The sequence below is a fragment of the Asaia krungthepensis NRIC 0535 genome (assembly GCF_025995175.1).
Lineage (GTDB): Bacteria > Pseudomonadota > Alphaproteobacteria > Acetobacterales > Acetobacteraceae > Asaia > Asaia krungthepensis.
This window is the reverse complement of record NZ_BAPV01000004.1, coordinates 193,639-215,298: the sequence shown is the minus strand read 5'-3', so window position 1 is coordinate 215,298 and position 21,660 is coordinate 193,639. Positions and strand designations below refer to the sequence as shown.

The window sequence follows — 21,660 nt, the reverse complement described above, 5'->3', positions numbered from 1 at the left end:
GGCGGGCTTACTGCGCGGGCTTGGCTGCGGGGGCGGGCGCAGTCATGGCTTCGCCTTTGCCTGCGTTGTCCGCAGCATTTCCGCTATCGGCAGGGATGCTCACCTTGGCACCGGGGCGCAGATGGTTGGTACCATCGGTCACCACGCGCTCGCCCAGTTTGAGCCCGGTCTTGATGACGGTCACGTCATTGCTGGCGATACCGGTCGTGACATTGCGGACCTCGACCGTGTTGTCGTCCTTGACGACATAGACGAACTGCCCGTCCGGACCGGTCTGAAGCGCATTGGACGAGAGCAGGATGACGTTGTGCAGCGTATCGACCAGCAGGCGGGCATTGACGAACTGGTTCGGAAAGAGGTGCTCGTCCTCGTTGCTGAAAATGGCGCGCATGCGAACCGTGCCCGTCGCGGTGTCGATCTGGCTATCCAGCGCCTTGACGGTGCCGGTGGCAATCCTGTTCAGGTTCGCGCTGTCCCATGCCTCGACCGGAAGCTGACCAACCGCATGCAGCCTGTCCATGACCTGCGGCAACTGATCCTGAGGCAAGGTGAAGATGACCGAGATCGGCTGCATCTGCGTCAGAATGGTCAAGCCGCCTGACTGCCCGGCTGTGAAGTAATTGCCCATATCGACGGCGCGGATGCCGACGCGCCCATCGACGGGGGCGATGATATGGCAGTAATAAAGGTTCAGGCGCGCATTATCGACATTGGCCTGGTCGAGCTTGACCGTGCCTTCAAGCTGCTGGACCTTGTATTGCGCATCGATGGCGGTCATGGCCGCAATCGAGTTTTGCTTGATCAGCTTGTCATAGCGCCCTGCATTGATGCGGGCATCGGCCAGCTGGGCCTGATCCTGCTTCAGCGTGCCGAGTTGCTGCTCCAGCGCAACCTGATAAGGACGCGGATCGATGAGCACCAGCTCGTCACCGGCCTTCACGTGCTGCCCTTCCTTGAACTCCACATTCATGATGTAGCCGCTCACGCGGGCCTGCACCGTCACGTTTGTGATGGGCACCACCGTGCCGAGCTCGGTCAGGATTTCGGGCATGTCGCCTGTCTTCACCACGGCGACCGCAACCGGTGTGGCGTCGCCATTGCGCTGCGCGCTGGCGCTGCCACGATGACTGCCGCGTGTGCCGTGAGTCTTCGTGCCGTGAGGCCTGAGGAAGGCCACGGCCAGAAGCACAACCAGAATGCCGCCGATAATGAAGAGGAGCCGACGCCTGCGGCGCGGCTTGCCCGGTGAGGGCGAGGCAGAAGGGTGGGGCGCAGCATGGCGCGCAGGCTGGGTCCGGTCGGGGCCCGTCTGATCAGTCATCTCTTCTCGTCTTCCATCACCCAAATCCAGGAGCGGTCACATGCGCCATCTGGTGTCTGAGACATACGTTATTTGAGGCCGCCTTATCATGACGTCAGCTAAATTCTAGTTCAAAGACGAAACAATTCACAACATCCCACGTTACTCGCAGCTCCATGTCAGGACCCTAATTAAGCAATGCGGTTCAGGAAACCGTTTTGCTTATGCGTCGTTCGTCCTATCGTCACGGATGTTTTCAAGTCCGTTTAGTGAAAGGATTATGACAATGGCCGATGCAGTTGAAAAAAAAGGTGAAGGTCTGCTCGACGAAGCCAAGGGCCGTCTGAAGGATGCGGCTGGTGGCCTGACAGGCGATGCCAAGCTCCAGGCCGAAGGCAAGATCGACCAGCTTTCCGGCATGGCCCAGCAGGAATTTGCCGATCTGTACGACGATGCCGAAACCACGCTGGAAAAGGCAACGGCTTTCGTGCAGGACCGCCCGCTGATTTCTCTCAGCGTCGCCATTCTGGTCGGCACGATCCTAGGCGCGCTCTTCTTCGGTCGTTCCAAGAAGAAGTGAGCCAAGGCTTATAGAACGCGGCCCTGATTGGGCAGTGTCGCCGTCAAACGAAGGGGGACCACAGTGATGTGGTCCCCTTTTCTCGTATTGACACAACAAAAAAGATTCAGCGGCGCGCGAATGGGGTTTACAGGGCGATTCGGGTGATTCAAAAGCGATTCGTAAGACTGTGCGACTCGAGCAGTCTGTTTCGTTTCTATCGCCAGGGATTTTGCAACACCGCATGCCGGACTATTCTCTCGAACTTGCCAATGGGGCACCGGAACAGAGGATAGTCGGCCTTGACGAGGTCGGGCGCGGCCCTCTCGCAGGGCCGGTCATCGCAGCGTCTCTGGTGTTTCTCACTCCCCCCGAGCCGCCCCTTGCTGCGATGATCGACGATTCAAAGCGCCTGAGCGCGAAACGGCGCGATGCTGCCTTCGCCGCGCTGATGGCCCACCCTGCGGTCAGGATCGGTCTTGGCGCGGCATCGGTCCCGGAAATCGAGCGGATCAATATTGGCAAGGCCTGTCATCTGGCGATGCAGCGTGCTCTGGCTCATCTGGGCTTCATGCCTGACATGGCGCTCGTGGATGGTAATCGTCTGCCTGCTCTGGGCTGTCCCGCCCTTGCAGTGGTGGGCGGCGATCGCAAGAGCCTCTCCATCGCCGGAGCGTCGATCATCGCCAAGGTCATTCGTGACCGGCTGATGACACGGCTTTCGGAACGTCACACGACCTATGGTTGGGAAAAGAATGCCGGATACGGCACGGCCCTGCATATGGCCGGTCTGAAACAGACCGGTGTCACCCCTCATCATCGGCGCGAATTCGCCCCCATACGCGCCCTCCTTGCGTGCGCAGCCCAACCGGTCGGAGCCATCTAATGCAGGATTTCCCCCTCGATCAGATCCTGTGCGGCGAGTGCATCGACACGATGCGCAGCCTTCCCGATGCGAGCATCGACTGCATCTTCGCAGATCCGCCGTATAATCTGCAGCTTAGGGGTGAACTGCGCCGCCCCGATGAGAGCGTGGTCGACGGGGTGGACGACGCCTGGGACAAATTCGCCGATTACGCGACCTACGACAATTTCACGCGTGAATGGCTCGCCGAGGCGCGGCGCCTGCTGACCAAGGATGGCACGATCTGGGTGATCGGCTCCTATCACAATGTTTTCCGGCTGGGCGCCATCATGCAGGATCTGGGCTTCTGGATCCTGAACGACATCGTCTGGCGCAAGGCCAATCCGATGCCCAATTTCCGTGGGCGACGCTTCACCAACGCGCATGAAACCCTGATCTGGGCCGCGCGTGGCCCAGAGAGCAAATATCGCTTCAACTATCAGGCCATGAAGGCGCTGAATGACGACATGCAGATGCGCAGCGACTGGTATCTGCCACTTTGCACCGGCAATGAGCGCCTGCGCAACGCCCATGGGCTGAAGCTGCATCCCACGCAAAAGCCCGAGAGCCTGCTGCATCGTGTGCTCATTGCTTCCACCGTCGTGGACGATATCGTGCTCGATCCCTTCTCGGGCAGTGGAACGACTGCCGCCATGGCCAAGCGTCTTGGGCGGCGATTCATCGGGATTGAACGTCATCCCGATTATATCGAGGCGGCGCGTGCCCGAGTGGAGGCAGAAATCCGTCTCTCGGATGAGCAACTGGCGATCACCCCCGCCAAGCGCGAGATGCCGCGCGTACCGTTTGGTAGTTTTGTCGAGCAGGGCGCCCTGCCCGCCGGGACCGAACTCTTTGATCGTCAGCGCCGCGTCAGTGCGACGGTCATGCCCGATGGCAGTCTTGTCTCAGGCAGCCATCGCGGCTCCATCCATAAGATGGGGGCCATTCTGACCAATGCCCCTTCGTGCAATGGCTGGACTTTCTGGTATTTCGAGCGTCAGGGCGAGATCGTCCAGATCGACATCTTGCGTACCGAGCACGCCCAGGCCCCGCTGCGGAACGTGGGCTGAGGCGCATCGACCAGCCTGCCATGGCCGGGCCGAGTGTCCGGCTGGTTCGGGAATGCCGCATGATCAGGAGGCCCTGATCACACGCATCGCAGCGCATAATCCCCGGGTCATCGTGGTTCTGGAGACCGGAGGTCCGGTGCTGATGCCGAGGCGGGAGAGTGTGCCCGCCATTCTCCATGCATTCTATGCCGGGGCGGTCGGCGGAGAGGCGATCGCCGCGCTCCTGTTCGGTCATGTCTCCCCCTCGGGAAGATTGCCTTTCACGATCCCGCTGAGCGAAGAGGATCTGCCTTGCCCCGCGCGGATCGATCCGCAGAGCGTCGTGTCCAATCCCGTCCAGCTAGTCGATCGGCCTGTCGTGTATCGGGATTACAGGATCTAAGGCGCCGATATAGGCTATCGCTGGTTCTCGCGCATCGAACGTCGGGTGGCTTACCCCTTCGGGCACGGACTCAGTTATACGCGCTTTGCCCATTCGGATTTCGCGCTAGACCGGGAAACGCTGACCGCGACCCTACGCGTTACCAGCACGGGCCGGGTGCTCGGTGCGGAGGTGGTGCCAATCTATGCGCTGCGCGAGGATGAGCCTGACTTTCAGTCCCAGCTTGTCGGATTTTGGCAAGATCATGCTGGAGGCTGGGGCGAGTGAGTGGGTCACGGCACCACTCGAGCCGCGCCTGCTCGCCCGGGTGGAGGGGGCGTCTTGGCGGCGTCTGTCCGGTACCTGTCGTTTCGAGTTACGGCGCGACGCTCTGACGCCAATCCTCGGTGAAAGCATCTCCATGCCGGAATGGACACAGAGCCCGCGTCATGAGACGGCCAACGATAGAGGGGGCTCGTTTCTTCCATTCCAGCCTTGAAACGGAAAGAGCGGATCGGGAACCCGATCCGCTCTTTTTGATGACCGATCTGCTTCCTGACCCGTGCCGTGGGTCATGGACGAGAGAAAGCGAGCAGGTCCTCAGCGACCGCCGAAACCGAGGAAGCCGATATCGGGCTGGGGCTGCCCTCCCGAGATCGCCGGATGTCCCTTGCTCGCAACGGCCATGGCGGATGCGCCCTTGCGGCCTTTGCCCTTGATGGTCAGATGGCCATTGCCTTTGGCATCGGTCTCGATCTGCGAATGAGACGTCTCGACAGCGAGGCGGCTGTCATTGTCGTAGGTCCGCATCGAGAGCAGCAGGAACATGATGTCCTTGCGGTTCAGGTCGATTGCCATGTCGAGTGGGGTCTGGAACAGCACGTTCTTCGCGTTCATGTCCGCGCCGCGATTGAGCGCCTCCTTGGCGGCGTTCAGCGATCCGCGATTGATCGCATCGAACAGCGCCTCGGTCGGATTAAGGTCCACATTGGCGTGGCCCGCATCCTGTTCCTGCGAATCTGCGCCGGGGAGCGCCGATGGCGGAGCGGCTGCCTTGGCGGCACGGCGTGCCTCAGCCTTCTTCTGCGCCTCTTCGGCTTCCTGTTCCGCTTCCGCATCGTCTGCAGACTGGGCATGCGCAGCATGCCAGGGAACGAACAGGACCGGTGTGGCGGCAAGACTTGCCGTCAGCATCAGGGGAAAAAGTCGTTGGACATTCATGTGACGTCTCGAGTGGCGCATGGGCCGACTATAAAGGATCGTTAACAAGCTGGCGACTCCCTATCGGCGGCGAAGTCGGCCTTCGCGCCACCAGCCGAGAAAAAGAAGAGCCAACACACCGCAAAGTGCCACCCATGAGGGGCAGAGCGCGGTCAGGCGGCTGGACGATGCAACCGGCACGAGTTGGCGCGGAAAGCCGATCCAGCCCGATCCGGCAAGGCTTGCGCCCCGTGCGTCAGGCGAAACCTGCCGGATTTCTGGGGCATGGCTGAGCGTCCCGAGCCATTGCGTGCTGCCATGAGACTGTGCGGCCAGAGGCGCGAGACGGGTTGCGGTCGCGCGCAGATCGGCATCTTCGACCGGGTTGCGCGTCGATTGCGCCGCCACTGCGGTCAGCCGATCCTGATGGATGACCCAGAGCCCGTCCGCACCATTAGTGGCAATGCGCGCGCCGAACACACCGTTGCCCTCGGCGGTGAGGGGCTGAGGGGTGACCTTGCCGTCGGGTGCCGTGACCATGGCGGGATGGTCGAGGCGGGCGGTATTGCTGTGACGCTCGATACGCAGGCTGTTATCGCTCAAGGTCGCGCGGAGCTGGTTCTCTTCCAGATCGGGCTCCTTCATGAGCCAGTGCGAGAGGCGCTTGAGCAGTTCCGCCTGAGGGCCGCCGCCGCCCTCGCCGCGTGACCAGAGCCAGAGCTGGTCAGAGAGGAGCAGGGCCACGCGCCCCTTCTGCACCGTATCGAGCACGAGCAGAGGCTGTTGCGACGGACCGTTGAGCAACGTTGTACCGTGCACCCGGTCAGAGGAGAGGGCACGATACCACGGACCCCATCCGGGTTGCAGGCCGGAGGTGACCGGGTGTCGCTTGCCGGCATCGGTGAGCTGGGGCACGAAGCGCTCATTCACGATACCATCGCCCGGCACATGGGCAGGCAGTACCTCTGCGAGCGGCGTGTCCTGCAATGTGCCATCTTCGGTGAATTCGGGGCCGGCCGTCAGCAGCAGCCCTCCGCCCTCGCGCACGTAATCGGCGATGTTCGCCAGATAATCCTGAGGCAGGATTCCAGCATTATGGAAGCCGTCCAGAATGATCAGGTCGAACTGCTTGATACGGTCCTGAAACAGCTCCTTGATGGGGAACGGAATGAGCGCCAGATCGGAAAGCGGGGTACCGTCATCCTTGTCCGGCGGACGCAGGATGGTGAAATGCACGAGATCGACGGAGGGGTCGGCCTTGAGCAGACGGCGCCAGACGCGCTCACCCTGATTGGGCGTGCCCGAGACGAGCAGGACCTTCAGCCTGTCACGCACACCGTTGATGCGCACGATGGCGCTGTTGTTGCGCGTGCTCGATTCCCCCGCCAGCGGTGAGGCGGTCAGGGTGACCAGCAACTCGCCCGGCTGATGGATGGGGATGTCGATATCGACGGGCGCGCTCGAGCGTGCCGCAATCTGTCGTGGGGGGGCGTCACCCTGGTGCAAGGTGAGGGTGACATCCTGTCCCGCCGGGCCCCCCAGATCCTCCACCAGCACACGTAAGGTCGCCGTTTTGCCGACAAGCGCATAGGGGGGGGCCTGAAGAACACGCAGGCGCCGGTCGGTTTCCTCGCCCTTGCCAGTCAGCAATACATGGAGCGGAAGGGGACTGTTCTCCCGCGTGAACAGGGTGGGCAGGCTGGCAGGGGCGTCATGCACCATGCCATCCGTGACCAATATGGCGCCACTGAAGCGCCCCGGAGGCAGATCGGCCTGCGCAATGGCGTCGAAAAGCCGCGTGCCGTGATGATCTCCGCCCGCGACCGTGACGGTATGAAGCGTCAGTCCGGCAATGTTGCGTGCCGATTGCTGAAGTTGCGCGACGGCTTTCTCGGCACTGTCGAGACGATGGCGCAACGCCATGGAGGGAGAGTGATCGACAACGAGCAGCACATCCTGCGGCGCCGGCTCATAGAAGGGTCGGCTGAGCCTGGGACCGCTGAGCCACAGCAGGATCACCAGCAGGGCAAGCACGCGCGCGACCGCGCCGGGGGCGCGGCGCAACAGCATGTACAGGCCCAGGAGGGCGATCATGGCGCCCGACCCTGCGATCAGCCAGAGCGGCAGAAGCGGCATGAAGGTGAGATGGCTCATTGTTCCATCCTCTTCAGAAGTTCGGGAACGCGCATCTGATCGGCCTTGTAATTCCCCGTCAGCGCGTAGAGCAGCAGATTGACGCCAAAACGATAGGCCTGAGTACGCTGTTCGTCCCCGCCCGGAATGACGGCATAGGGTGTATTGCCCTGCGCATCCATGGCCCAGGCATGGGCCCAGTCTCCAGCCCCGATAATGATGGGACTGACATCATCATTGCTGTCATCACCACTGCGCGCCACCCAGACGGGCAGGCCCTGAACACGTCCGGGAAAGTCATGCAGCAGATAGAAGCTGTGAGCCAGGACGTGATGGTCATCGAGCTTCGAGAGCGGCGGCACGACCAGGCCTGACGTGGCGCGTTTCAAGGCGGCACGTGTCTGCCCCTCATCGCGTGTCGAGAGGTCCGAGCCTACGCCCTGCGTGTCGAGCATCAGGATGCCCCCATGCGCCATGAAGCTGTTGAGCGCAACGGAACGCTTCGGGTCTTCCTGCACGTCTTCGGTGATCGGCCAGTAGATCAGCGGATAATAGGCGAGATCGTCCTTGCCCGGCGTGAGGCCGTCCGGATGACCCATTACGGCGGAGGAGCGATCGGAGGCGTAGTTCGACAGCCCTTGCAGTCCCTCGCGTGAGGCCTGATCGATATCGTCATGTCCCGTCAGGATGTATCCCAGACGGGTCTCGAGTGCGGCGCCGGGCACGATGCCATGGGTGACGCCGTTTTGATGGGGGGGCGTCTCGTCATCCTCGCCCGAGGGCTGGGCATGCGGCGCGGTACCAGCTTGCGCCGAGGCGTGCGGCACAGGCAGAAGCGTTGCACCGATAAGGAAACCGATCACGGTCAGGCGTCCGATCAGCCCACGTAGCCAGAGGGCGATCAGGCAATCGGCCAGCAGCAGGAGCAGAGCAGCGCCGAGCAGCCACGGAGCGAGAACATGATCGGGTGACACGCGATCAGGGGTAAGCGCCTTGCCGAGCATGGGCTCATCCGAGATCGGAGGCAGGGCATTACCCAGATTGAAGGCCTTGCTTGCGAGATGCGGACCGTAAGTGCCGGGAGGATGCTGTACATCGGGGGCGGTATGGCCCAGCGCCTCGACCGCGATGGGGCGTGCTGCTTCCGGCGGGGGAACCAGATTGCCCTGGGCATCGAGCATGGCAAAGGGGACAAGTGTGCGAAGCACGGCTGGGTCCTGCTGGCCGGCAGAGCGATCGACCAGACGTTCCAGCATCTCCGGGAACAGCCCTGAGAGCGGCAGGCTCGACCAGTCTGCGGTGCCAGTCACATGAAACAGGACCAGCTCTCCCTGGCCGAAGGCGCTGGCTGTCACGAGCGGCGTCCCATCGCTCAGGCGCGCCCAGACATGACTGCCCAGCTCCGGTGTTGGTTCGGCCAGAACCTGTCGGGTTACCGTGACTTCCTTGGGCAGGGTCAGCCCCTCGAAAGGCGAGTGCTCCGCAAAGGCCGAGAGGATCTGCGGCTTGCCCCAGGACATCGGCCCCCCAAGCTGACGCATCCCGTTGATCAGAGGCACAGGCAGAAGTGTTCTTGCCATGTCATGCAGGGCAGCCTGGGGGTCAGAGGCGAGAACCGGCCCGGCAAACCGGATGAGTACGCCACCCTGACGCACCCAGTCTGCGACCAGATGACGCGTGGTTTCATCGGCGAGCGTGCCATCTGTGGCGATCAGAACCGAGAGCTTCTGCTTGAGCAGCTCGGGAACGGTGCCGCGATGCAACGTGCCGACGCCGCTGATCGCCTGGGCGAGGAAGAACCCCTGGCCGGTGAGGGGTGTGTCCTGGCTGCCCTGTGTCAACAGACCAACCGGATGGCGGTGATCGCCCTCATCGAGCAGGGCGATGGCGGAGGGGCCGGGAAGCGGCCCGGTATCGCGCTCCAGAACGATGCGGCTGGCTCTGTTTCGCAGCAATGGCGGCAGAGGCAGGATAGTGGGTTTGTCAGGCGCTGCGCCAAGAGGGAAGAGACCGAGCGTGCCCCCATTTTCCGCCCGGACACGCAGGGTCAGTGCCCCGGGTTTGACGGGGGACGCTTTCGGGGCGGCGCAGGCGAGGGCGCTCACTGTGGCCGACAGCACGCCGTGATCGTCCTGCTGCGCGGCCAGAAGCATGGTGTCGCAGCCGGTCCAGCGCATGTCGCTCACCGGGTTGGAACGGTGAGCGAGAGCAGAGGTCAGCGCTCGGTCTGATCCTGTCGCAACCCCATCGGAGAGGAAAACGATATCATGCGCAGGAGACTGGGCGCCCGTCTGATCGAGGTTCCTGAGCTGGCTCGCCAGGCGTGCGCGGTCGGTTGGCCAGGAATGGGGCGAGAGGGCCAGCAGGCGTTCTTCGAAACGGGCCCGGTCCCGAGTAGTGAAGGGCGCGGCCATGCTTCCATCGGGATCGGGCGCGCTCAGCAGCAATGTCACATCCTGCCCGGCCCTGAGGTGGCGCTCCGCCAGGCTGCGGGCCGCGCGCAGACGTTCCTGCCAGTGGGGCACGGCCGCCCAGCCATTATCCAGCACCAGAACGAGGGCACGATCGGCGCCGGAGGTCAGACTGCGTCCAAGCCAGACAGGCTGTGCCAGGCCGAGAACAAGCAAGGCAACGGCTGCCAGACGCAGGATCAGCAGCCAGAGCGGCGAGCGTGCGGTATCGGCGCGTCCCGATGTCAGGCGACGCAGGATCTCGAGCGAGGGATAGACCTGCTCTCTCGGGGGAGGCGGCGTCGCCTTGACCAACCAGTACAGAAGCGGCAGCGCGACAAGGCCGAACAGCGCAAGGGGGGTGAGAAAGATCATGCGTGCAGCTTCCCCCCGCTGAGACGGGCATAAAGCGCGAGCAGGGCGGGAAGAAGCGGCTGATCGGTATGATGAAGGGTCAACCCCGCGCGATGCGCCTCGGCGAGACGGGTCATCTGGTCGAGATGGGCTTTCATTGCCTGTTCATAGGACTCCATCAGCGTCTCGACGGCAGGGAGGGTCAGGCGCTCCTCTCCCTCCAGACTGTTGAAGCTGATATGCCCGGCATAGGGCAGGCTTCGTTCAGCCGGGTCGAGAATGCAGAGCAGTTCGGTTCTGGCCGGACGCGCGGCGATGTCGCGCAGCAATGCTTCGAGCGTTTCAGGCGGGAAGAGGAAATCGCTGACCAGAACGAGTTGGCCCCAGGGGCGTATCGTATCGAGATTGGGCAGGCTCGCTGCGGGACCGACGGTCAGGTTCTGGCCCAGACGCGTCAGGGAATGGGCACCGCTGACAGAGCGCTCCTGTTCCGGCCCGTTGAGCAACGAGACGCGTTCTCCTCCGTGGAGTGCGGCAGCGGCGAGGGAGAGTGTGGCCAGTCGGGCCTGATCCTGCTTCAGGGGCAGGGTAGTTCGTGAGCGCCAGGCCATGGAGGGGGAAGGATCGCACCACAGGGTAAGAAGCTGCGCGCCCTCGGCCTCGCGCTCACGCACCCAGAGCTGGTCGCTTCTCGCTGATTGCCGCCAGTCGATGCGGTGGGCGGGTTCGTGGTCGTGAGCCGGTCGGTATTGCCAGAAATCCTCGCCCGCTCCGGCGCGATGCTGATGATGCACACCTGCGCGTAGTTGCCGCCCAATACGTTCCGCCTCGATCACGAGCGGGGGAAGGAGGGCCTCGGCCTCGGCCGGTACCTGCGTATCGGGATGCCGGTCAGGGGAGGTACTGGGCCGAGAGCCTGAAGCGCTCAACCCGGCCTTGCGTCGCCATGTCGCGAAAAAACCGCTCACGATCAGAGAAGCGTCTCGACGGCCGATGCGATCAGAGCCTCGACCTTCTGCCCGGACGCGCGTGCGGAGAAGCTGAGCGCCATGCGATGGGCGAGAACCGGTTCTGCAAGTTCTGCCAGATCGTCGAGGCTCGGGCTCAGGCGACCATCCAGAAGCGCCTGAGCGCGGCAGCTCAGCATCAGGGCCTGGGCCGCGCGCGGGCCGGGGCCGTAGAGCAGAGAGGACGCGATGTCGGGCTTGTAGGCGGTTTCGGGGCGCAGGCCACGCACGAGTGTCAGGATCGCCTCAAGGATTTTTTCGCCCACCGGCAGACTGCGCACGAGCGCCTGCGCATCGATCAGGTCGCGCGCTGAAAGCAGGACGGGGGCGGTGGCGGTCTCGGCACCCGTGGTCTGAAGCAGCATTTCGCGCTCTGCATCGCGCTCGGGGAAGCTGAGGGCGATGCGCAGCATGAAGCGATCGAGCTGGGCCTCGGGAAGCGGATATGTGCCTTCCTGCTCGATCGGATTCTGGGTTGCCAGAACATGGAAAGGCCGGGGCAGCTTATGATTGGTCCCTGCCTGGGCGACCTCATATTCCTGCATGGCCTGAAGCAGGGCCGATTGTGTGCGGGGGCTGGCGCGATTGATCTCATCGGCCAGAAGAAGCTGGGTGAAGATCGGCCCCTTCACGAAGCGGAAGAAGCGCCGTCCGTTCTCATCCTCGTCCAGAATATCGCTGCCCGTAATATCCGAGGGCATCAGATCGGGTGTGAACTGGACACGGCGTGTGTCCAGCCCAAGCACATGGGCTGCCGTGCTGACCAGAAGCGTCTTGCCCAGACCTGGCGCGCCGATCAAAAGGGCGTGACCTCCGGAAAGGATCGTGACCAGAAGCCGGTCGATCACGTCGCGCTGGCCGAGCACGACCTGACCGATGGCGCTGCGTACCGCGCCAAGCTGTGCGGTCAGGCGCTCTGCCATGGCGAGCTCCGCCTGTGTCGTATCGGAGAAGGGCCGGGCGGGGAAGGAAGAGAGATCGTTCTGGCTCATATTTGCCAATCTGACAGTTCCGGGGGTTTCATCAAGCCATAAGACGACCCAACTTGCAGCATGAGACCAGATTTTTGGACCACGAGCGGAGAGAGCGTTGAGGGAAGGTGGGGCAAAACGGGCATCGGGCTGCGCTGAGCTGCCGATGACCTGCGAGAACGATGAACGCATCGACGCTTCCGGCAAGGAAACGGGCAGGGACGGCGAGACAGCGCCGCGCGCGCTTCCCTTCATTATCCGTCGTGACGGAACCTGGCTCTATCGGGGCTCGCCCGTGAAGCGCAAGGAGATGCTCTGTCTGTTCGGCTCCATGCTCACGCGCGATCGGGCAGGGGATTTCTGGCTGCGCACCCCAACCGAGGCCGGTATCATCCAGGTGGAAGATGCGCCTTTTATCGTGCGCGAGCTCGATTTCCGGGGGGGATGCGGGCGCCAGCAGAATCTGTGCCTGCGCACCAACATGGACGAGCTGCTCTGTGTGGGTCCGTCCCATCCTCTGATCGTGGACTGGGATCATCCCCCGTCAGAGGATTGCGCCGCCATTCCCTATGTGCAGGTACGACGCGGCGAGGGCGACAAGCCCATTCTCGCGCGCCTTTCGCGCCCGGTCTATTATGAGCTTGTGGCGCTGGCCGTTCCCGGCCATGTGGGATGCCGCCCCTGCATGGGGGTATGGAGCCATGACATCTTCTTCCCCCTCGCTCCGATGCCAGCGCCCTAGAGGGCGGGATATCCTTCAGTGATTTTTCGACCGGGTCTGCCGTGACACTTCTCGACCAGCTTCCCCAGCGCTCCGGCCTGGACCGGCTCTGGCGCTTTTTGCCCGGGGCCCGTCTCGTTGGCGGTTCGGTGCGCGATCTTCTGCTCGGGGGGCAGCATGTCCATGATCTCGATCTGGCGACCCCCGAGCCTCCTCACGAGGTTCAAGCCCTTCTCGAGGACGCGGGAATAAAGACTATTCCGACCGGGCTTGCGCATGGCACGATCACGGCGCTGATCGATCGGATCCCATACGAGATTACCACCCTGCGGCGCGATGTCGCGACGGACGGGCGTCATGCCGAGGTCGCTTGGACCACAGACTGGCAGGAAGATGCGGCGCGGCGCGATTTCACCATCAATGCAATGTTCTGCGACCGCTTCGGTGTGATTCACGACTATTTCGGCGGGCGTAGCGATCTCGCTGCGTGCAGAGTACGCTTTGTCGGAGAAGCTGGGCGACGCATTGAGGAAGATGCCCTGCGTATCCTGCGCTTCTTCCGCTTCGATGCGCGTTTCGGCGGGGATCGCCCCGATCCGGAGGCGATGACGGCCATACGTGGCCTTGCCGGGATGATTGGCGGGCTATCGGCCGAGCGTCTCGCGAGCGAGATGCTGCGCATCCTCACCGGGCCGCATCTGGCACGCTGCCTTGACCATATGGAGGCAGCGGATGTGCTGGACCGCATCATCGCGTCACCCCAGACTGAGAGGCTGGTCCGAGGCCTATCGCTCGGTGTACCTGAGGATGGTGTTCTGAGGCTGGGTCTGTTGAGTGACGCGCCAGACCTTGCAGAGAGATTGCGCCTCTCTGGCAAGCAGGCGCAACGCCTCGCCCTCATGCGAGGGCCAGATCGGTCTAACAAGACGGATATCGTGTCCCCGCAATGCGATGACGATGCGCTCCGGCGTCTGCTTGCCATGGTGGAACATCAGACGCTGCTCGACCGGAGCTGGCTGCTTCAGACGCAGGATGACAAAACACCGCCGGAAGCATGGAATGCGCTACGCGCCAGACTGATCGGCATGGAGCGTCCGGTATTTCCGCTGGCGGGACGCGACGTGCTGGAAGCCGGAGGACTCCCGGGTCCCGCAATCGGCGTGGCTCTCGCCAGTCTTCAGGCATGGTGGCGCGACAGGGGATGTCTGCCTGATCGTAAGGCCTGTCTGGCCGAGCTCAAAAACCGTCTGCCCCTTTCCCCGCAAGGCCGAGAAAGGTAAACGGCAGGGATGAAAACAGCGCAGCCCGCAAATCAGCCCCAATTGCGACGCATTGACCCTCAGGGGGCGCAGGGGCGTCAGATGCTCTTTCGTATCTGGCGTGAGGAAGTGCGCCAGCATGTCGGGCGTCTGGCCAGCGTAGTCGTACTGACCGTTCTGACGGCCGGGCTGACAGCGCTTTATCCACTGGTGATCAAGCGAGCCGTCGATATGTTCGCGGTGCACGATCCGCGTATTCTCTATCAGGTTCCTGCGCTGGTCGTGCTCGTCACAGGGCTCAAGGCCGCCACGCAATACGGTCAGACCCTCTCGGTCCAGAGCCTGGTTCTGGTGGTCATTCGCGGCCTGCAATCACGCATGTTCGCCCATGCGCTGAGCACCGACATTGCCCGCATCGAAAAGGAAGCGCCTGCGCAATGGGCGGCGCGTTTCACCACCGACGCCGTCTCGATACGTGAGGCCATGATCCGCGCCGTCAACGCGCTGGGCGACGTGGTGACGGTGGTCGGGCTTGTGGCCTCGATGATCTACACCGATTGGGAGCTCAGCCTGATTGCGCTGGTGCTCTATCCCGTTGCCGCCGTACCGATCCAGAAACTGGGCAAGAGGGTGCGTCGGGCCTCGGGGGGCATGCAGGAGCAGATTGGCGAAACCGCGACCCTCCTCAATGAGAGTTTTGCCCTGGCGCGACAGGTGCGGGTCTATCGCATGGAAGAGAGCGAATCCCGTCGCGTGGATCACTCTCTCGACCTGTTGCACGAGGCGTTCTGGCGCATTTCGCGCGGGCGTGCCCGCGTCGATCCGGTACTGGAGGTTCTGGGCGGAACGGCTATTGCAGCCGTACTCGGTTTTGCCGGATGGCGCGCCGCCATGGGCGGGGCTACGCTGGGCGATTTCACCGCGTTCATCGCCGCGCTTTTTGCGGCATCGCGTCCGCTCAGGGCCTTGGGCTCGCTCAACGCCGCGCTTCAGGAAGGGCTTGGCGGGCTGGAACGTGTCTTCTCCGTCATCGACGAGCCGCCCGCCGTGGCGGAACGCGCGGATGCGCGCAGCCTGCCGCCGGGCCATGGGCGTCTGACCTTCGAAGAGGTCGGGTTCGTTTATCCAGATGGGCGCGCCGGATTGCGAGCACTCAGCTTCGACGTGCGTCCCGGCTGGACTGTAGCGCTGGTCGGCCCCTCGGGCGCAGGCAAGTCGACAGCGCTTTCGCTCATCCCTCGGCTTCATGATGTGAGCAGCGGCAAAATCCTGCTGGATGGGGTCGATCTGCGCGACCTCCGACTGGACGATCTGCGCGACGCGATAGCCTATGTGAGTCAGGATACGACGCTTTTCGACATGTCGGTGCTCGATAATATTCGCATCGGTCGCCCGCATGCGAGCCGTGCCGAGGTCGAAGCCGCCGCCCTCGCGGCGGCGGTGGATTTTGCCGACACCCTGCCCATGGGGCTCGATACGCGCGTCGGCCCCGGCGGCCAGCGACTCTCAGGGGGGCAGAGGCAGCGCGTCGCCCTGGCGCGCGCCCTGCTGCGTGATCCGCGCCTCCTTCTGCTCGATGAAGCCACGAGTGCACTCGATTCCGAGAGCGAGGCGAAAGTGCAGGCGACCCTGTCCGACCTGCGACGCGACCGCACCACGATCATCGTGGCGCATCGTCTCTCCACCGTAAAAAGCGCCGATCTGATCATCGTGATGAGTGACGGAGCAGCCGTCGAGCTCGGTACGCATACCGAATTGCAGGCACAGGGGGGACTCTATGCCCGTCTCGTGCGCAATCAGTCCCTCGACCTCGTGGAAGGACTTGATATGGCCCCCGTTGAAGCCGGTGTGACCGAAGCCGCCCTGTGAGGGGGGCATTCGGGCCCGACCGGGACGGTCGGAAGGCTGCTGCCTAGCCCTTTGCCGGGAGCGGCGGGGCGAGGGCGGAGAGTGTCGGCAGGATCTGTTCATACAAGGCGCGTTTGAACCCCAGATTGAAGCGGAGCACCTCATCGGGTGCCACCCATTCCCACTTGTCGAATTCGGCGGGTTCCGTCCCGTCTCCTGCAAGATTGATCGCTGTGTCCGGTTCGGTCATGCGCATTGCAAACCAGCGCTGGGTCTGGCCACGATAACGGCCGTGGAGTGCCTTGCCGATCAGATGCGCGGGCAGGTCATAGGAAAGCCATCCGGGATAGCTACCCAGTAATGTGCCATGGCGCAGTCCCGTTTCCTCACGCAATTCCCTTATGGCCGCTTCCTCTGGAGATTCATGATCGTCGATACCGCCCTGGGGGCATTGCCACACATCACGCAGATCCGTGCGTCTGGCCAGGAACAAGGCACCCTCACGATTGAACAGCATGATGCCGACATTGGGGCGATAAGGTAGGGTCTGCGGATCGATCATGGCGGTGAGTCCATAAGAAACCGGCCCCTTCTGGGAGGGGCCGGGAGAGGTGATCGTGATCAGTGATGGGGTAGCGTGGTCTGTTGCGCCTGAGGAGGCGCTGGGGGCGGCGAGGTCGGCTTGTCTTCCTTCTTGTCCGCCGGTTTGTCGGCCGCGGGCTGGCCCAGCGGCAGGGCCTCGTCGGGGAGAGAGGCCATGGCGCGGACCACACGCAGCCCCTGCTGAAGCTGGAAGTCGGTGGCCGGCTTGGCCGGGTCGAAACGCGGCCAGTTATCGGCAGGCGCATGAGGGATGCTGCCCGAGATGGAAGGTAGATCCGTGCGGGCCGGAGCCTTGTTCTTGTTGCCGCCCGTGTTAGTGATGATATGGGCGAGATCGGCCTCACGATAGCCGTAGCCATCGTCGTCCTTGCTCTCCTTCACCACAATATCGGGCGCAATGCCCAGCGCCTGAATGGAGCGGCCCGAAGGCGTATAGTAGCGCGCCGTGGTCAGACGCACCGCGCCATGGCCCGGGACGGGAATGAGCGACTGAACCGAGCCCTTGCCAAAGGATTTCTCGCCCACCAGGACGGCGCGGCGATGATCCTGCAGCGCACCGGCCACGATTTCGGAGGCAGAGGCCGAGCCGCCGTCGATCAGCACGACAATCGGCAGCTTGCCGGTGATATCGGTGCCCTTGGCATCCCAGCGGCGGTTGTTCTCCGCATGGCGGCCGCGGATCGAGACGATTTCGCCCTCGGGGATGAAATCATCGCTGACGGCGATGGCCTGATCGAGCTTGCCGCCCGGGTTCAGACGCAGATCGAGCACGAGACCCTGAAGCTTGTTGCCCGATTTGGCCTTGAGCTTGTCATAGGCCTCATGCAGCGCGGTTTCGGTATCGTCGTCGAATTCGGAGATGCGGATATACCCGATATTGCCGTAGAGCGACGAGCGCACGACCTGTACATGGACCACTTCACGGGTCATGGTGATCTTGAGCGGCTTGGGTTCCTTGGCGCGCACGATCGTCAGGGTGATCTTGGTACCTGGGTCACCGCGCATCTTGGTTACGGCCTGATCGAGTGTCAGCCCTTCGAGAGACTTGCCGTCGACCTCGGTGATGTAGTCACCGGGCTTCAGCCCGGCGCGGGAGGCCGGGGTGCCGTCGATGGGCGAGACCACACGGATATGGCCATTCTGCTGCTGAACCTGCACGCCCAGACCGCCGAACTTGCCGCTGATCTGGATCTGCATCTCCTTGAACTGCTTTTCGTTCATGTAGGAGCTATGGGGGTCGAGCCCCCCCACCATGCCGTCGAGCGCGTTGGTGATCAGGTCCTTGTCGCTGACCGGCTCCACATATTCGGCGCGCACCAGATCGAGCACCGTGCCGAACAGGGTGAGCAGGCGCAGGGTCTCGCTGTGATTATCGGGGTCGGCCACGACCTCCTTGGCGAAAGCCTTGCTGCTGATCATCTGCCCAAGGCTTGGCGCCATGACGGCTTCCAGTGTCGGACCGGCGGTGATTCCGGCCAGGAATGCCGTTCCGAGCAGCAGACCAGTGCGGAGCTTCATGCAATTCATCCCTTGAATCCGGTGCGGAGCGCATACTCCGAAGCCGATCCTGTTAGCGTCTGTCTGTTGGCAGGGGGCCGATACGGCGTCCCTGCCGAATGGAGAGGCTCAATCTATAGCGTTCTTGATGCACTCTGTCGAAACAACGCAGAATCGCCAAGAGCGATCCGATCATTCCCCGGCGAACCCATCCTGAAGCCCCCTTACAGGTAGGGGCGCGGGTCGATGATGCTGCTGCCCGAGCGAAGTTGCACGAAGAGCGCTCCCCCTCCGGGGCCCATGCTGCCGAGCGTTTCGTGGCGGCCCACTGCCTGCCCGCTGGACACCGAGAGCGCACCCAGCCCCGAGAGCACGAAGCGGTAATGCCGCCCGCAATCGAGAATGACCATGTTACCGAAGGAGCGGAAGGGACCGGCAAAATCGACCTGCCCGGCGCAGGGCGCGCTGACGGCGCTTCCCGCAGAGGCGGCATAGGTGAGGCCCGTCGCTGGTCCGCTTTCGGTGCTCTGATGCCAGAAAGTCGTGACGGTCCCTGAAACCGGCCCATGTCCCCCGCCATGGCTGACGCCCGAACCGTGAGACTCCGAGAGTTTTCTGGCCTGAGCCGACATCGCCTCGGCTTTTGCCTTCTGATTGGCGCGCTCGAGCGCGCGCGCCTCCTCTTCCATACGCGCCCGCAAGCTGGCCTGTACCTTGTCGATGGCGCTCAGGGCGTCATCCAGCGTTGCGGCCTTCGCAGTCGCCGCCGCGATATCGTCGCGCGCCTGTCTGGCGCGTGCCTCGGCCTCTTCCTGCTGATGGGTGGCCTGATCCATCTTACGCGCATTCACGTCGCGCAGACGGGCGAGGGTGGCGCGCGCCTTTTCGAGCGCGCTGTTTCGCTGGGCGAGTTCCTGCGCCGTCTGATCCAGCAGAACCTGCTGTCCGTGCAGGTCATCGGCCTGACGCGCGGTGAGGCGTGTCAGGCCTGCGATCAGACTAAGACCCTGAACGGAGTCGTCAGCCTGACCCGACAACGCTACGAAAGACGTGCCCGGATAGCGTGACAGACGCAGCGCAACAGGCAGGATGGCCTGGAGACTGGCACGGCGTTGGGCAAGCGCCGCGCGCTGCGCTTCCTGCTGCGCGGTCAGGCGCGCGATATCGTCGGTGAGGGCGGTAATGGTCTTTTCTGTGGCGGCCAACTCGCTGGCCGCCCGATCGGTCAGGGCCGAGAAATGGCGTGCCTTATCGGCCTCGATGGCGGCATCTCGTGTGGCCTTGGCCTGGGCCTTGCGCTGGGCATCAATCAGCGATGCCTCGCGCGCCTTGCGAGCGAGAAGTGCAGCGCGGTCGCGCTTTGCTGCGTCGAGGGCGCGCTGGCTTGCGGTCGATACCGCAGGCTTTTTAACGGGGGCGTGGGCTGCTGCAGCCTGACTGACCAAGCTGAGGCGGCCCAGAACGAGGCGGGGCTGGGTGTGCCAGCCTTCGGCGCCCTCGCTTGAAAGACGCGGTACACAGAAGGCAGCGAGCAGGCAAAGGCCGGTCAGGACAGGTTTCGTGACCGGCATGAACGACTCAGCCGTTGATGAGGCATTTGCCGGACATTTCCGCCGGCTTATCGAGCTTCATCAGGGTGAGCAGGGTTGGAGCCAGATCCGCCAGCCTGCCGTCATGAATAGTCGTGACACCCGCAGCGCCATGCAGGATGACCGGCACGCGATTGAGTGTGTGGGCTGTATGGGCACCGCCCGTCACCGGATCGCGCATGGTTTCGCAATTGCCGTGATCCGCTGTCACGATCAGAGCGCCGCCCATCTTGTCGATGGCCGCCACGATGCGTCCCAGACCGGTATCCACGGCCTCACACGCCTTGATGGCGGCTGAGAGTACGCCCGTATGGCCCACCATGTCGGGATTGGCGAAGTTCAGCACGATAAGGTCGAACTTGCCGCTTTCGATGGACTCGACCGCACGGTCAGTCAGTTCAGGGGCCGACATTTCCGGCTGCAGATCGTAGGTCGCGACCTTGGGCGAGGCGACGAGGATACGCTCCTCCCCCGGTAACACGGCCTCGCGCCCGCCATTGAGGAAGTAGGTGACGTGCGGGTATTTCTCTGTCTCGGCCATGCGCAGCTGGCCACGACCTGCCTGGGAAACGACATCTCCCAGCAGGTGCTCCATGGATTCCTTGGGGAACATCACGCTCATGAAGGGCGCGAGGGCCGAGCTATAGGCCGTCATGCCGCAGACAGAAGCCAGCTTCACGACTTTGGACCGTTCAAACCCGTCGAAATCGGGGAAGACCATCGCATCGAGCAATTCACGGATACGGTCAGCGCGGAAATTGGCCGAGAGAACGCCATCGCCATCCTGCATCCCGGCATAATCGCCGATCACGGTGGGCACCACGAATTCGTCGGTCACGCCCTTGGCCTGATGAGAAGGCAGAACGCCCAGCGCATCGTCGGCATGTTCGCCCTTCGCCGAGACGATGGCGTCATAAGCGAGGCTCACACGCTCCCACCGGTTATCGCGGTCCATGGCGTAATAGCGCCCGCTCACCGTGGCGATGAAAGCGCCCTCGGGCAGCTCGGCGGCGAGACTGCGGAGATAGCCCGTGCCGGAATCCGGCGGGGTATCGCGCCCGTCCGAGAAGACATGGACCGCAACCTTGATGCCGGCCCCTGCCACGATTTTGGCCAGGGCGACCACATGATCCATATGCGCGTGTACGCCACCCGGGGAGATCAGCCCGACGAGGTGACACGTCCCCTTGCTCGCCTTGAGCGCGTCGATGAAGCCACAAAGAGCAGGGTTGCTGGCAAGGGAGCCATCACGCGCCGCACGGCTGATGCGCGGCAGGTTCTGCATGACCACACGGCCTGCCCCGATATTGAGATGGCCCACTTCGGAATTGCCCATCTGCCCCTCAGGAAGGCCGACATCCTCACCACAGGCTTTCAGATAGGCGTGGGGAGAACTGGCCCAGAGACGGTCGAAGTTCGGCGTGTTGGCGAGGGCAACCGCGTTGTCCTCGCGAATGGCGCTGTCACCGAACCCGTCGAGAATGACGAGCATGACCGGGCGGGGCGTGCCGGGAAGGGATGCGGACATGAAAAGCCTCCTGCAAATTTGCGCGCACCATGCCGCATTTCAGTGCAGATGCGAACTGCCACGGGAAGCGTCTCGTCGTTTTTTGTTCTTGCTGAATTTCCTGTCATGGCGCGGCGGTGCCTGTGCCTCTCGCGCCTGACCGGGCAAAAGCGGAGGGGGGAACCGAAGTCGCCAGCGGGGCATCGCATCGTGATCGCAAAGGCGCCAAAAGCGCTGGTAACAGGCCGCAAGGCTCGGCCCCTCTTAAAAGAATAGGGGAGATCCGCGTCCCCGACAGGAACAAGCGAGGCTACTCGACGAGTTAGA

Annotated in this window: 18 protein-coding genes; 8 read left to right on the top strand and 10 right to left on the bottom strand. The window is 63.2% G+C overall.

Annotated elements, in window-relative coordinates:
- Positions 1-7: 7 nt before the first annotated feature.
- Entirely contained in the window at positions 8-1,321 is a 1,314-nt protein-coding gene (locus AA0535_RS03440) for an efflux RND transporter periplasmic adaptor subunit (RefSeq protein ID WP_264814517.1), read from the bottom strand.
- Between the two features lie 265 nt (positions 1,322-1,586).
- Between AA0535_RS03440 and AA0535_RS03435 the strand changes: the two genes are divergently transcribed.
- From AA0535_RS03435 to AA0535_RS03415, 5 genes are all read left to right on the top strand, one after another.
- On the top strand, positions 1,587-1,880 hold the full coding sequence (locus AA0535_RS03435; protein ID WP_127100424.1) for a CsbD family protein: 294 nt from the start codon (positions 1,587-1,589) through the stop codon (positions 1,878-1,880).
- Between the two features lie 223 nt (positions 1,881-2,103).
- Positions 2,104-2,745, top strand: a complete 642-nt coding sequence (locus AA0535_RS03430; protein WP_264814515.1) for a ribonuclease HII — start codon at positions 2,104-2,106, stop codon at positions 2,743-2,745.
- The gene (locus AA0535_RS03425) at positions 2,745-3,833 is read left to right on the top strand and encodes a site-specific DNA-methyltransferase (RefSeq protein ID WP_264814514.1); all 1,089 of its coding nucleotides are present in this window, start codon (positions 2,745-2,747) and stop codon (positions 3,831-3,833) included. Before AA0535_RS03430 ends, AA0535_RS03425 begins: the two co-directional genes overlap by 1 nt.
- 52 nt (positions 3,834-3,885) lie before the next feature.
- Entirely contained in the window at positions 3,886-4,215 is a 330-nt protein-coding gene (locus AA0535_RS03420; RefSeq protein WP_264814513.1) for a glycoside hydrolase family 3 protein, read from the top strand.
- Between the two features lie 199 nt (positions 4,216-4,414).
- Positions 4,415-4,693 (top strand): hypothetical protein, encoded by a 279-nt coding sequence (locus AA0535_RS03415; RefSeq protein WP_264814511.1) that lies wholly within the window; start codon positions 4,415-4,417, stop codon positions 4,691-4,693.
- A gap of 101 nt (positions 4,694-4,794) precedes the next feature.
- Here AA0535_RS03415 and AA0535_RS03410 read toward each other — a convergent pair whose 3' ends face one another.
- The 5 genes from AA0535_RS03410 to AA0535_RS03390 form a co-directional block, all read right to left on the bottom strand.
- Complete coding sequence (locus AA0535_RS03410) at positions 4,795-5,388, bottom strand: ankyrin repeat domain-containing protein (RefSeq protein WP_370264950.1); 594 nt, start codon at positions 5,386-5,388, stop codon at positions 4,795-4,797.
- A gap of 87 nt (positions 5,389-5,475) precedes the next feature.
- A complete protein-coding gene (locus AA0535_RS03405; protein WP_264814509.1) occupies positions 5,476-7,548 on the bottom strand; it encodes a VWA domain-containing protein in 2,073 nt (690 codons plus the stop codon).
- Positions 7,545-10,352 (bottom strand): DUF4159 domain-containing protein, encoded by a 2,808-nt coding sequence (locus AA0535_RS03400; RefSeq protein ID WP_264814508.1) that lies wholly within the window; start codon positions 10,350-10,352, stop codon positions 7,545-7,547. The genes AA0535_RS03405 and AA0535_RS03400 overlap by 4 nt, the downstream gene beginning before the upstream one ends.
- Positions 10,349-11,299: a DUF58 domain-containing protein gene (locus AA0535_RS03395; protein WP_264814507.1), complete on the bottom strand. Its 951-nt coding sequence runs from the start codon at positions 11,297-11,299 to the stop codon at positions 10,349-10,351. The genes AA0535_RS03400 and AA0535_RS03395 overlap by 4 nt, the downstream gene beginning before the upstream one ends.
- 2 nt (positions 11,300-11,301) lie before the next feature.
- Entirely contained in the window at positions 11,302-12,330 is a 1,029-nt protein-coding gene (locus AA0535_RS03390; RefSeq protein WP_264814506.1) for an AAA family ATPase, read from the bottom strand.
- A 145-nt stretch (positions 12,331-12,475) separates the two neighbouring features.
- On the opposite strand from AA0535_RS03390, the gene AA0535_RS03385 reads away from it, so the two are divergent.
- The 3 genes from AA0535_RS03385 to AA0535_RS03375 all read left to right on the top strand — a co-directional run bounded on the left by AA0535_RS03385 (position 12,476) and on the right by AA0535_RS03375 (position 16,158).
- A complete protein-coding gene (locus AA0535_RS03385; protein WP_264814504.1) occupies positions 12,476-13,051 on the top strand; it encodes a DUF1285 domain-containing protein in 576 nt (191 codons plus the stop codon).
- 41 nt (positions 13,052-13,092) lie between these two features.
- A complete protein-coding gene (locus AA0535_RS03380; protein ID WP_264814502.1) occupies positions 13,093-14,310 on the top strand; it encodes a CCA tRNA nucleotidyltransferase in 1,218 nt (405 codons plus the stop codon).
- Positions 14,311-14,391: 81 nt separating this feature from the next.
- Positions 14,392-16,158, top strand: coding sequence for an ABC transporter ATP-binding protein (locus tag AA0535_RS03375; protein WP_264814501.1), 1,767 nt, complete (start codon positions 14,392-14,394; stop codon positions 16,156-16,158).
- 43 nt (positions 16,159-16,201) lie between these two features.
- Here AA0535_RS03375 and AA0535_RS03370 read toward each other — a convergent pair whose 3' ends face one another.
- From AA0535_RS03370 to gpmI, 4 genes are all read right to left on the bottom strand, one after another.
- The gene (locus tag AA0535_RS03370) at positions 16,202-16,699 is read right to left on the bottom strand and encodes an RNA pyrophosphohydrolase (protein WP_264814500.1); all 498 of its coding nucleotides are present in this window, start codon (positions 16,697-16,699) and stop codon (positions 16,202-16,204) included.
- A gap of 59 nt (positions 16,700-16,758) precedes the next feature.
- Positions 16,759-18,258 (bottom strand): S41 family peptidase, encoded by a 1,500-nt coding sequence (locus tag AA0535_RS03365; protein ID WP_264814499.1) that lies wholly within the window; start codon positions 18,256-18,258, stop codon positions 16,759-16,761.
- A gap of 203 nt (positions 18,259-18,461) precedes the next feature.
- Positions 18,462-19,808, bottom strand: a complete 1,347-nt coding sequence (locus AA0535_RS03360; protein WP_264814497.1) for a murein hydrolase activator EnvC family protein — start codon at positions 19,806-19,808, stop codon at positions 18,462-18,464.
- A gap of 7 nt (positions 19,809-19,815) precedes the next feature.
- The gene (gpmI, locus tag AA0535_RS03355) at positions 19,816-21,354 is read right to left on the bottom strand and encodes a 2,3-bisphosphoglycerate-independent phosphoglycerate mutase (protein WP_264814496.1); all 1,539 of its coding nucleotides are present in this window, start codon (positions 21,352-21,354) and stop codon (positions 19,816-19,818) included.
- Positions 21,355-21,660: the final 306 nt, after the last annotated feature.